General features: G+C 68.8%; 6 protein-coding genes. 5 read left to right on the top strand and 1 reads right to left on the bottom strand.

Annotation, left to right across the window (positions count from 1 at the left end; translation table 11 throughout):
* Window positions 1–72 precede the first annotated feature (72 nt).
* The 4 genes from KV110_RS14040 to KV110_RS41780 all read left to right on the top strand — a co-directional run bounded on the left by KV110_RS14040 (window position 73) and on the right by KV110_RS41780 (window position 5,714).
* Window positions 73–957 (top strand): twin-arginine translocation signal domain-containing protein, encoded by an 885-nt coding sequence (locus KV110_RS14040; protein WP_218476508.1) that lies wholly within the window; start codon window positions 73–75, stop codon window positions 955–957.
* Window positions 950–2,725 (top strand): GMC oxidoreductase, encoded by a 1,776-nt coding sequence (locus KV110_RS14035; protein ID WP_218476507.1) that lies wholly within the window; start codon window positions 950–952, stop codon window positions 2,723–2,725. The genes KV110_RS14040 and KV110_RS14035 overlap by 8 nt, the downstream gene beginning before the upstream one ends.
* Before the next feature lie 94 nt (window positions 2,726–2,819).
* Entirely contained in the window at window positions 2,820–5,549 is a 2,730-nt protein-coding gene (lanL, locus tag KV110_RS14030; RefSeq protein ID WP_218476505.1) for a class IV lanthionine synthetase LanL, read from the top strand.
* A 33-nt stretch (window positions 5,550–5,582) separates the two neighbouring features.
* On the top strand, window positions 5,583–5,714 hold the full coding sequence (locus tag KV110_RS41780) for a hypothetical protein (protein WP_281427766.1): 132 nt from the start codon (window positions 5,583–5,585) through the stop codon (window positions 5,712–5,714).
* A gap of 56 nt (window positions 5,715–5,770) precedes the next feature.
* Here the strand turns inward: KV110_RS41780 and KV110_RS14025 are convergent, their stop codons facing one another.
* Window positions 5,771–6,574 carry a methyltransferase domain-containing protein gene (locus KV110_RS14025; protein WP_218476503.1) on the bottom strand — a complete coding sequence of 268 codons (804 nt, stop codon included), beginning with the start codon at window positions 6,572–6,574 and terminating at the stop codon, window positions 5,771–5,773.
* Between the two features lie 488 nt (window positions 6,575–7,062).
* Here KV110_RS14025 and KV110_RS14020 point away from each other — a divergent pair, with 488 nt between their 5' ends.
* A complete protein-coding gene (locus KV110_RS14020; RefSeq protein WP_218476502.1) occupies window positions 7,063–12,519 on the top strand; it encodes an ATP-binding protein in 5,457 nt (1,818 codons plus the stop codon).
* Window positions 12,520–12,539 lie beyond the last annotated feature (20 nt).

Genomic DNA, 12,539 nt, shown 5'->3' with positions numbered 1-12,539 from the left:
AACGGCCCAGGGCGGCGGCCTGACGCCGATACGGTTGATTCAGGTCATTCCGGACTCCGGTAGGAGCCTACGATGTCGGACGAGAACGATGCCGCCACGGCTTTGGATCGGCGAGATTTTCTGACACGGGTGGCCTGGTTCGTGGCCTGTGCCGGAGCCGGATCGCTGGGGGCGGGGGTCATTTCGCCAAGCGTCGCGGACGCTCAGCCGGTCGGTCCCCTTGCCGCTGTCGACGCCGTGGTGCTGGATACCTTGCGCGGCGTGTGCGTGATGGTGTTTCCGGGGCCGGACGAGTGGTCACGGGTGCAGGGCACGCCGCGGGCGGGGCCGGGGGTGATCGAGGTCGGCGGCGGCGAGTTCATGATGGGTCTGTTCGACAACTATTTGGCCGCCGGGGATCAGCTGGCCAGGCCGTTGGCGTTGGCTTTCGGGCAGGCGTTGGACGAACTCGGCATACCGGCGCCGCTGCTCGGGCTGTCGCCTGAGCAAGGCAGGCGAATCGATCAGTCGCTCGGGTACATGTATTCGGATCGGATACTGCCGCTGTCGGTTCTGGTCATGCTTGCCCTCAACTTCGGGGCGGTGCTCGTCGCGCCCGGCACCCTCGTCGGACCGCTGGGCTCACCGTTCGCTCGATTGAGCCTGCGCGACAAATGCCGCGTCCTGGAGTTGCTCGAGCGCCCGATCCCGGAGCTGGTCTCCATTGTCGACCGCGGTCTGCCCGCTCCCCTTCGCGGCTCGGGCACCGGCTTCCTCCGGTTCGCGGGCGGGCTCGTCCTCGAAAGTGCGGCCTTCAGTGTGCATTCCGAGATGGAGATGTTCGACCCGAGGACACGCACCGTTTCCGGACGACCACCGTCCTGGGAGCTCACCGGCTACCGCCCGGACGGGCTGGTCGACGGGCATCCCGAGTTGATCGGCTACTACCAGGGGCGGACGGAGGTGCGCGATGCGTGATGTCATCGTGATCGGTGCGGGCGGTGGCGGTCCGGTCGTCGCGGCGGAGCTGGCCGGGCGTGGCCTGGATGTGCTGCTGTTGGAGGCGGGTCCGCGCCACGCCGATCCGCGATCGCAGTGGTCGCACGCGGAGAACGACGCGAACAATCCCACCGACGGCTATCTGCGCTTCGGCCCGCAGGATCGCCGGAAGCCCGGCTGGTTTCGCGAATGGGCGTCGAACCTGTATGCCTGGCAGCTGGCCGGAGTCGGCGGGACCACCGCGCACTATTTCGGCAACTGCCCCCGGCCGTATCCCGGTGTGTTCCAGGGCTATTCGGGTCCGGACGCGGCGGCCTACGATCGAGAACACGAATTTCCCTTCAGCTATGACGAATTCGTGCCATACCTGGAGTGGGTCGAGGCCACCCTGCCGGTACAGACGGCGGCGATGGGCACCAAGGAGGCCATCACCTTCCGCGGCTGCGAAAACGTGGGCCTCTCGGTACAGACATCGCGGACCACGACGAGCGTTTCCTTTCGGCCGCAACAGAATGCGATCCTGCAGCCGGGCGGCAACGCCGGGCGCACCGACCGCACCGACCTGCTGACCTATCCGGCCGCGACCGGCTGCACGTTCTGCGGCCACTGCTTCCAAGGCTGTTACGCGCCGGTGCGTGCGCCACGCAACCTGGTTGCCAAGCGTTCGACGGACAACAGCTATGTGCCGCTCGGACTGGCGGCGGACGCGGTGCGGCCGAGCGGCAAACCGGTCAAGTTGATCGCGGATTCCTTTGCCACCTCGATCAATTCGGAACAGCGCGGCAACGAGGTGGTGGCGACCGGGGTGAGCTGGCGGAACAACACCACCGGTGCCCAGTTCACCGAGGACGCCCTGGTGGTGGTGCTGGCCGGCGGCGCGACCGAAAGCCCCCGGCTGTGGTTCAACAGCGGACTGCCCAATCCCAACGACTGGGTGGGTCGCGGGCACACCGATCACTTCCTCGACTGGGTTGTCGGCAGCTTCGACGAATACACCGGAAACTCCAAGGGCGCCAACTCCGCTGCCCGAGTCGATTTCCCCGGTCACGGCGGTATCGAGAATGTCGGCTTGACCCCGGCGATCCAGGCATTCTCGATGTGCCTGTCCGACAGTGGGGTTCGGGGGGTATACGACAACGGCCGCGGCCCGTTCGGCCCATGGGACGGACCGGCGGGCCGGTTGGTAGGCCACGAACTGATGGATCTGCTGGCGGGCGGGATCGACAATCTGCTCAACTTTCTGGTCATCACCGACGACCATGTCGAACCCCGCAACCGGATCACTCCGTCACTGTTCCCCGCCGACGAGAACGGCGCACCCGCGAAGATCGATGTCGCACGGCGCCAACGCAAGTCGCAGACTCTGGCGAACCGGGAGTTCATGGCGTGGCGGGCCGCGGAAATCATGCGCGCGGCCGGTGCGAAGAAGGTGTACCGGATGGACTGGGCGCCACTGCTGTTGCACGTACACTCCTCGATGCGGATGGGTACCTCGCCGGTGAACTCGGTACTGGACGCCAACGGGGAGGCCCGCTGGGTCAAGCGGCTGTTCATCGCCGACAACTCCGCGTTGCCCAATTCCCTGGGCGGCCCGAACCCGACGCTGTCCACCCAGGCGCTGGCGACCCGGACGGCGGAGCGGATGTTCCAAACCTATTTCGGCGGCGACTCCTGGGTGGACAAGGAAGCGCCGATCGTCACGACCGATCCGCGCATCACCGCCCGCCTGGCCGAACTCGGGCTGTAACCCCTGCTCGCACACCAGAAGTATGGTCGCGACAAGTACTTCGGCGGCCGATAGCATCGAATGTCTCCTGGATCACCTTGCTCTGGAGCACTGGATGGGGGGCATCCGTTCGATGACCGAGGTGCTGACCGACTCGCCGCGCTCGGCGGTGACATCGGGTTATCGGTCGATCGCCATGGCTGTGCTGGCGGAATCCGCCATCGGCCCGCGATGGCGGCTGCGCGAAGGCGACACATGGTGCACGGTAACGCCGCCGGGGCACCGGTCCAGGACACAGGGCTGGAAGTTGCATGTGTCCGCTACTCCGGTGTCCGCGCCGCAGGTATTGACGAACGCGGTCCCGGTGCTGGTGGCGCACGAGTGCGCGTTCAAGTTCGCCGCGACTCCGCGAATCGTCGCCGAGCTCAACGCGAGTCGGGCCGACCGCGCGCAGTCGGGCAAGTTCCTCACCGTGTACCCGATCGATGACGATCAGCTGCGCGCGCTTGCCGAACTGTTGCACGACGCCACCCTCGGGCTCGCCGGCCCGTCGATTCTGTCCGATCGGCGCTATCGGCCGGACAGCCTGGTGCACTACCGATTCGGTTGTTTCGTGTCGCCGACCCGGCTCGACGACACCGGATTCTATGAGGGACAGTTGTCCGCGCCGGACGGCACCTTGGTAGCCGACGAGCGCAACCCCTGGTTTTCCCCGCCCGCCTGGGCCAGCCCGCCGTTCGACCCGCCACCGCGGACCAATGGACGCAAGCGGGGCGACCCGGTGCTGATCGCGGGCCGCTACCTGGTCACCCACGCTATCCAGCACGCCAATCGCGGCGGCGTCTATCGCGCCCACGACCAGCACACCGGCGAACAGGTGCTGCTCAAGGAGGCACGCCCGCATATCGCGACGGATCCGGATGGGAAGGATGTCCGGGACCGGCTGCGGCACGAGGCAGCCATCCTGGACCAACTCGGCCCGGCCCGGATCACCCCGGCGGTGCGCGACGTGGTGGCGGTCGCCGAGCACATATTCCTCGTCGAGGATCTGATCGCGGGCACAAACCTGCAACGATGGCCCGCGGTGCATGCTCGGCCGAGTGACGGTCAGGTGCCGGTGACCGAGGTGTGGCGGCTGGCGCGCGAGCTCACCCGGCTGATCGGCGCGGTACACGACATGGGCTTCGTACTACGCGATTTCACACCGGGCAATGTCATGGTGACACCCGAGAACATCCCGGTGCTCGTCGACATGGAATGCACAATCCACACCGATCAACTGGCATATGTCGCGGGCACACCGGGATTCGGTGCGCCGGAATACTTCGACGAGCCCCGCCGCAACAGCGCGATACCACTGCCCGCCCCCGGCCCGGAAGTGGATTGCTTCAGCCTGGGCGCCACGCTGCTGTATATCGCCGGTGGCATCAACCCGGTGCTGGCTGCCGACGCACCGGTCGCTCGGCCGACCGGCGCGCGGATCGCGGCGATCGTCGAGGCCGCCGCGCCGACCTCCCCCGCGCTACACGCACTCGCCCCGGTCATCCTCGGCCTCACCGCCGACGTACCGGACCGGTGGACACTGCCGCGAGCCGCGGCGTTCCTCGCCACCGAACCCGTTGTGGCGCAGGCTCGTCCGGGTCCAGCGCTGTCCGAGGAGAATCGCGACCGGCTGCTGCGGGACGGACTCGCTCACCTGGTCGACACGATGACCCCGAATCGGGAGTACCTGTGGCCGCGCCCGCAAGCGCTGCCGCCCGGCGACCCGTGCAACGTGCAACTGGGCGCGGCCGGGGTGCTCGCGGTGCTCGACCGCGCGGCGCGCTGCGGGCAGCGGTGGGTGACACCGGCATTGGCCACCGCGGCACGCTGGCTTGACCATCGACTGACCGTGCCGAGCCGGATCTTGCCCGGGTTGTATTTCGGTCGCTCGGGAACCGTGTGGGCGCTGCACGCCGCTGCCCAGACTCTGGGCGACAAGGCCTTGGCCGAGCGCACGTTGGAATACGCGCTGCGCATTCCGCTGGACTGGACGAATCCGGATATCTGCCACGGCCTGGCCGGTGCCGGTTCCGCACAGCTCCAGCTGTGGCGAGCCAGCGGTGACCAGCGATTCGCCGACCGAGCCATGGAGTGCGCCGAGCGGCTGATCCACTTGACCAAGACGGCTGAAACCGGAGTGGACTGGCTGGCCGAGCCAAGGTACCGCGACGAGCTCGCGGGGTCGGCGTCCTACGGCTTCGGCCACGGCCTCGCCGGAAACGCGACGTTCCTGCTCGCCGCGGGTTCCGTCCTGAATCAACCCGACCTGATCGAGATCGCGATCGGTGCCGGGCACGCGCTCTGCGCGGTGGCCGAATGTCACGGCGCCAGCGCACGCTGGCCGAAAGGGCCGGGTAGGGCGGGCAGCCTCGACGTGAACTTCTGGTGCAACGGCACCTCCGGTATCGGCACCTTTCTCGTCCGGCTCTGGCAGGCGACCGGCGAACCGCGGTTCCGCGAGTTCGCCGAACGCGCGGGACACCGGGTGTACCGGGACCGGTGGCGCCTCGGGACGGGCACTTGCCACGGGATATCGGGCAACGCCGAGCTGCTGCTCGATCTCGCCGCGGCCACCGGACAGGACCGCTATCGGCGGTGGGCGGCGGAAATCGCTACCTGCCTGTATGTCCGGGCGGCCGAACGAGACGGCAGGCTACTGGTTCCCGACGACACGATGCGTGAGGTCTGCGCGAGTTACAACGTCGGGCTGGCCGGCGTATTGGACTTCTTGCTGCGCCTTGGACACGGCGGTCCCCGTTCCTGGCTGGTCGACCACGGCCGATCCATCGATGGGCCACCATGATCGGAAGAACACAGGAAAAGGAAGAGGCGAACCATGGAGACCGACGTCTTGGAACTGCAGGACCTGCCGGAAATCGAAGAGCAGCCGATGGAGCCGCAAATGTGCTGCCGCAGCCACTATCGCAGTTTCGAATGGGCTGACAACTACACCGCTGTCCCCGAATAGTGCGGCCGATGCCGTGCAGGGGAGCTAGTGCCGACCCCTGCTCGGCCTGGCGGAACTCATCGCGGTTTTCGCCCCCAGGTCTGGACCATCCGAGGTGCGGCCAGCACCATCGACGAGTCGTCCACCGCCGCACGGAGGTCGGTGAGCATTGCGTCGAGTTCGGCGGGGCTGGTGAGCCCGGCCTGGAGTGCGGCGTCGGCGATGTTCTCCAGGGTGAGAACGTGGATGGACTTGATCGTCGGGTCCGGTTCGGCGAGCTGGTTTATCTGGATATGGATGTCAGTGCAGCCCGCCTCGTGCAGGAGCAGCGGCAACCTCGGGCCGATCAGCGGGTCGGCGCCTCGGTAGCGACCGGTGCGAATGTAGAGATCGTGGTAGGCGCGGAACGCGGGCAGGTCGGGACAGCACACCAGTGCGCTGAAGTCGACGTCCTCGACGGCCAGAATGCCGCCCGGCCGAAGAGCCCGGCCGATCGCCGCGACCGCCGCGCCGGGGTCGGTCAGGTGCGAGAGCAGAAAGCGGGCGTGCGCGATATCGAAAGTTCCGTCCGGTGCCCCGCCCATGATGTTGCCGACTCGATACTCCACCTGCGGATATGCGGAGGCTTCGGCGCGGGCCAACGCGACCTTGGCCGGATCGATGTCGGTGCCGAGTACTCGGCCCGCCGGACCGACCATGTCCGCGATCATCACCGTCACGTCCCCGCCGCCGCATCCGACGTCCCAGCATCGGTCGCCCGGCCGGACCGGCAGCCGCTCAAGCAGCGCCCGCGTCGTCGGCGCCAGCACTCCGGCCAGCACGCGCAGTCGTTCCCGGCCCGGCCGCCCGCCGCGAATGATGTAGGAACCGGCTTCGCTCATGTCATCCCCTGCCGCGGCCGAGCACACCCTGACTGTCACTCCTGCTCATCATCGCGCAACCGGCAACGGCACCAATCGAATCGGCACATCATCGATGGCCCCCAGTTCCGGTGGCGCACCTTCGCGGGTCTGTCCGCGACGTTGACAAGGCCAATAGCCTTACCGATGGCGGGACGGGACCGCTGGCGTCCCGGCTCTGTCCGGCGATCGGAATGTCGGTTTCGCCGATCGGAATGTCTGTTCCGATGCGGCCGATTCCGGCCGTTTACGGGCGCCGGAGATCGAATTTGCGCTGCTACCGATGAGTATCGTCGTTGCGGGCAGGGCGTTCGCGGCGAAAACCCTTACGCTCGAGTCGGTATCCGTAGTGTCCTACCGTGCTGGCTCGAGCCACACCCGCACCGGGGTGGCTTCGGGACCGGGTCGACACGCACGATAAAGCCGCACACCGCGCGGGCTAAATGCCTTTGAGAGGAAGGGCTGTCGAGTTGTTCAGCCGTATCGCCATCGTCAACCGTGGTGAGGCCGCGATGCGGCTCATCCACGCCGTCCGGGAGCTTGCCGCCGAGACCGCGACGCCGATCGAAACCGTCGCACTGCACACCGACGTCGACCGCACCGCCACCTTTGTGCGCGAGGCCGACATCGCCTACGACCTCGGTCCCGCCTCCGCGCGCCCGTACCTCGATCTGAAGGTGCTCGAGCGCGCGCTACTGGAGACCAAGGCCGACGCCGCATGGGTCGGCTGGGGCTTCGTCGCCGAGGACCCGGCGTTCGCGGAACTGTGCGACAAGGTCGGCGTCACCTTCGTCGGGCCGAGCGCGGACGCCATGCGCAAACTCGGCGACAAGATCGGCGCGAAGCTGATCGCCGAAGAGGTCGGCGTTCCGGTCGCACCGTGGAGCCGCGGCGCGGTCGAGGACCTGGACACCGCGCTGGCCGCGGCGGCCGAGATCGGCTACCCGCTGATGCTGAAGGCGACCGCGGGCGGCGGCGGGCGCGGCATCCGTGTGGTCACCAACGAGGCCGACCTCGCCGACGCCTACGAGCGCACCAGTCAGGAGGCCGCGCGCGCATTCGGCAGCGGCATCGTGTTCCTGGAGCGGCTGGTCACCGGTGCCAGGCACGTCGAGGTCCAGGTGATCGCCGACGGCCAGGGCACCGCATGGGCGCTCGGCGTCCGCGACTGCTCGGTGCAGCGGCGCAACCAGAAGGTCATCGAGGAGTCGGCGTCACCGGTGCTCAGCCCGGCGCAGGCGGCCGAGCTGAAGGCGTCGGCGGAGCGGTTGGCCATCGCGGTCGATTACCGCGGCGCGGCGACCGTCGAGTTTCTCTACCACCCCGGCGACAAGCAGTTCGCGTTCCTCGAGGTCAACACCCGTTTGCAGGTCGAGCACCCGATCACCGAGTCCACCACCGGATTCGACCTGGTCAAGGCGCAGCTGCGGGTCGCTTCCGGCAGCAGGCTCGAAGGCGAGCCGCCGGTGGAGCGCGGGCACGCCATCGAGGCACGGCTCAACGCCGAAGACCCCGATCGTGACTTCGCCCCCTCCCCCGGCCGCATCGCCCGGCTGGATCTGCCTGCCGGGCCCGGCATCCGGGTGGACACCGGTGTCAGCGAGGGCGACACCATCCCGGCCGATTTCGACTCGATGATCGCGAAGATCATCGCCTACGGCCACGACCGCGACGAAGCGCTCGGCAGGCTGCGCCGGGCGATGGCGCAGACCACGGTGATCATCGAGGGCGGCGCGACCAACAAGAGCTTCGTGCTCGACCTGCTCGATCAGCCCGAGGTGATCGACGCCAGCGCCGACACCGGCTGGATCGACCGCGTCCGCGGCGAAGGCAGGCTGGTCTCGCACCGGCACTCCGCCGTCGCGCTGGCGGCCGCCGCCATCGAGGCGTACGAGGAAGAAGAACGCGTCGAGCGGCAGCGGCTGCTGTCGACGGCGTTCGGCGGACGCCCGCAAGTACAGCACCAGAGCGGCCGGCCGTTGGACGTCAAGCTGCGAGGCGTCGGCTATCGGGTACGCGTCGCGCGGGTCGGCGCGGATCGGTTCCGGGTCGGCGTCGAAGCGGGTGACGACGTGCGCACCGCCGACGTCGAGCTGGACCGCTTCGACCGGCATACCGGGCAGATCGTCGTCAACGGCGTCCGGTACCGCCTGCTCACCGGCACACATGGCCCGATCCACCTGGTCGAGGTGGATGGGGTGACGCACCGGGTCAGCCGGGACGAGGGCGGCGTCGTCCGCTCGCCCGCGCCCGCGCTGGTCGTCGCCACGCCGCTGGAGGTCGGCGACGAGGTCGAGGCGGGCGCGCCGGTACTGGTACTGGAGAGCATGAAGATGGAGACGGTGCTGCGGGCGCCGTTCCGGGCGCGACTGAAGGAATGCGTCGTCTCGGTCGGCACCCAGGTGGAGACCGGTGCGCCGCTGCTGCGGCTGGAGCCGCTCGCCGACGGCGCCGAAGCCGAGGACACCTCGGCCACCCAGTCCGTCGAGCTCGACCTGCCCGCCGCGCCGGGGCCGATCCCGGCCTGGGAACGCACCGCACGCGGCCGGGAGGACCTGCGCAGTCTGCTGCTCGGCTTCGATGTCGATCCGCACGACGACAACCGGGTGCTCGACGACTACCTGGCCGCGCGTCGCGCCGCCACCGACGAAGGCCACCGGCCGCTGTCCGAGGAACTCGAACTCATCGACGTGTTCGCCGACCTCGCCGAGCTGAGCCGCAACCGGCCCGCCGGTGAAGACGGCGGTGACGGCCACGTGCGCAGCGCCCGCGAGTACTTCCACACCTACCTGCAAAGCCTCGACGTCGAGCGGGCCGGGCTGCCGGAGGCATTCCAGGCCAAGCTCGCCAAGGCGCTCGGGCACTACGGTGTCACCGAGTTGGAGCGCTCCCCCGAGCTCGAAGCCGCGGTGTTCCGAATCTTCCTCGCTCAGCAGCGCGCGGCGGCCGCCGCCACCGTTGTCACGACATTGCTGAACACCTGGCTGCGGCAGCCACCGCCGGACGAGGTGCTGCGCGAGCCCGCCGGTTTCGCGCTGGAGCGCTTGGTGGCCGCGACTCAGGTCCGCTTCCCCGTGGTCGCCGACCTCGCGCGTGGCGTGGTGTTCGCCTGGTTCGGTCAGCCGCTGTTGCGCCGCAACCGCGCCCGGGTCTACGCCGACGTCCGCAAGCATCTGCGCCACCTGGACGCCCACCCGGACTCGCCGGACCGCGCCCAGCGCATCGCCGAAATGGTGCGCAGCACCGAGCCGTTGGTGCGGCTGCTCGGCCAGCGGTTGATCCGCGACCACCTGGACAACGCGATCATGCTGGAGGTGCTGACCAGGCGGTACTACGGCAACAAGGAACTCACCGCCGTCCGCACCCGCGAGGTCGCGGGCTGCACCTTCGTGGTCGCCGAGCGCTCCGGCTCGAGCGTGGTATCGGCCGCGGTGAGCTTCGACGAACTCGGCAGCGCGTTGCGCGGGCTCGCGGAGCTGGCCAGCGGCGAGGACGACATCGACGCCGACATCTACCTCGCCTGGGAGAAGCAGCCGGAAAGCTTCGACGCGATGGTCGCCGCGCTGCACGAGGTGCTCAACGCGCAGCCGCTGCCGAGCCGGGTCCGGCGGATCACCGCCACCGTCGCGGGCAGCGGCGCCGCGGTGATGCACCACCACTTCACCTTCCGCCCGTCGACCACCGGGATGATCGAGGAGCGGTTGATCCGCGGCCTGCACCCGTATATCGCGCAGCGGATGCAAATGGAGCGGCTGAGCAAGTTCGACCTCACCCGGCTGCCGTCCTCGGACGAGGAGGTCTACCTCTTCCAGTGCGTGGCGCGGGAGAACCCCTCCGACGACCGACTCATCGTGTTCGCACAGGTCCGCGACCTGACCGCGTTGCGCGATCACGAGGGCAGGCTGCTCGCGCTGCCGACCGCCGAGAACACCATCGCCACCTGTGTCGACTCGATCCGCCGCGCGCACGCGCTGCGTCCGTCGCGCAAGCGCTTCAACACCAACCGGATCGTGGTCTACGTCTGGCCGCCGAGCGAGATCACGCGCGCGGAGTTGGAGATGATCGCCGAGCGCGTGCTGCCGACCACCGCGGGCGTCGGACTGGAGGAGATCCTGTTCATCGCGCGGCAGCGCGAACCGGAGACCGGCGAGCTGACCAAGGTCACCGTGCGCATCTCCTTCGACGCCACCGGCGGTACCGAGCTGACCATCGGCGAGCCGTCGCTCGCGCCGGTCGAACCCGTCGACGACTACCGGCAGCAGGTGTTGCGCGCGAGCAGCCGCAACACGGTCTACCCGTACGAGCTCACGGCCCTGCTCGGCGATTTCGTCGAGCACGACCTCGACGCGACGAACACGCTGGTGCCGGTCGATCGGCCGAAGGGGCGCAACAGCGCGGCGATCGTCGCGGGCGTGGTCAGCACGCCGACCCCGCGGCACCCGCAGGGCGTCACCCGGGTGGTGCTGCTCGGCGATCCGACCAAGTCGCTGGGCGCGCTGTCGGAGCCGGAGTGCCGCCGCGTCATCGCCGCACTCGACCTGGCCGAGCGGATGCAGGTGCCGCTGGAGTGGTACGCGCTGTCCGCGGGCGCCCGGATCTCGATGGAATCGGGCACCGAGAACATGGACTGGGTGGCCGCGGCGCTCAAGCGGATCGTCGAGTTCACCCAGGACGGCGGTGAGATCAACATCGTGGTCGCGGGCATCAACGTCGGCGCGCAGCCGTACTGGAACGCCGAAGCGACGATGCTCATGCACACCAAGGGCATCCTGGTGATGACGCCGGACTCGGCGATGGTGCTCACCGGCAAGGACGCGCTCGACTTCTCCGGTGGTGTCTCGGCCGAGGACAACTTCGGCATCGGCGGCTACGACCGGGTGATGGGCCCGAACGGGCAGGCGCAGTACTGGGCGCCGAGCCTGGGCGCCGCACGGGGCGTGCTGATGTCGTACTACGACCACACCTACGTCGCACCCGGCGAGAGTGCGCCGCGGCGGGCCACCACGAGCGACCCGCTCGACCGTGACGTCTCCGATTTCCCGCACGTCGTCGGCACCGATTTCAGCACCGTCGGCGAAGTGTTTTCCGCCGCGGCGAATCCGGACCGCAAGAAGCCGTTCGACATCCGGACCATCATGCGGGCGCTGTCCGACCAGGACCATCCGGCCCTGGAGCGCTGGGCCGGGATGGCCGACGCGGAAACCGCGGTGGTGCAGGACATCCACCTCGGCGGCATGCCGGTGTGCCTGCTCGGCATCGAGTCGCAGTCGGTGCCGCGGCACGGCTTCCCGCCCACCGACGGCCCGGACACCTACACCGCGGGCACGCTGTTCCCGCGGTCGGCGAAGAAGGCAGCGCGGGCGATCAACGCGGCCAGCGGCAACCGGCCGCTGGTGGTGCTCGCGAACCTGTCCGGCTTCGACGGCTCACCGGAGTCGATGCGCAAGCTGCAGTTGGAGTACGGCGCCGAAATCGGCCGGGCGATCGTGAATTTCCGTGGGCCTATTGTGTTCTGCGTGATCTCGCGGTACCACGGCGGCGCGTTCGTGGTGTTCTCGAAGGCGCTCAACCCGAACATGACCGTGCTCGCCCTGGAGGGTTCGTTCGCCTCGGTGCTCGGCGGCGCCCCCGCCGCGGCGGTGGTGTTCTCCGGTGACGTCAATGCCCGCACCGCGGCCGACCCGCGCGTGCGAAACCTGGAGGCCAGGGCGGCGGCTGCCTCCGGTGCCGATCGCGGCACGTTGACCGCCGAACTCGATGAGCTTCGCTCCTCGGTCCGCGCGGAGAAGCTGGGCGAGGTAGCGGCGGAGTTCGACCGGGTGCACAACATCCAGCGCGCCGTCGAGGTCGGCTCGGTCGACGCCGTCATCAGCGTCGCCGAACTCCGGCCGCGCATCATCGAGGCCATCGAGTCTCGGCTGCGATAGTTCCGAATACCTGGCCGGGG

The sequence above is a fragment of the Nocardia iowensis genome, assembly GCF_019222765.1.
GTDB classification, from domain to species: Bacteria; Actinomycetota; Actinomycetes; order Mycobacteriales; family Mycobacteriaceae; genus Nocardia; species Nocardia iowensis.
The sequence above is the reverse complement of the archived record's forward strand: the minus strand, read 5'-3'. Positions and strand labels throughout refer to the sequence as shown.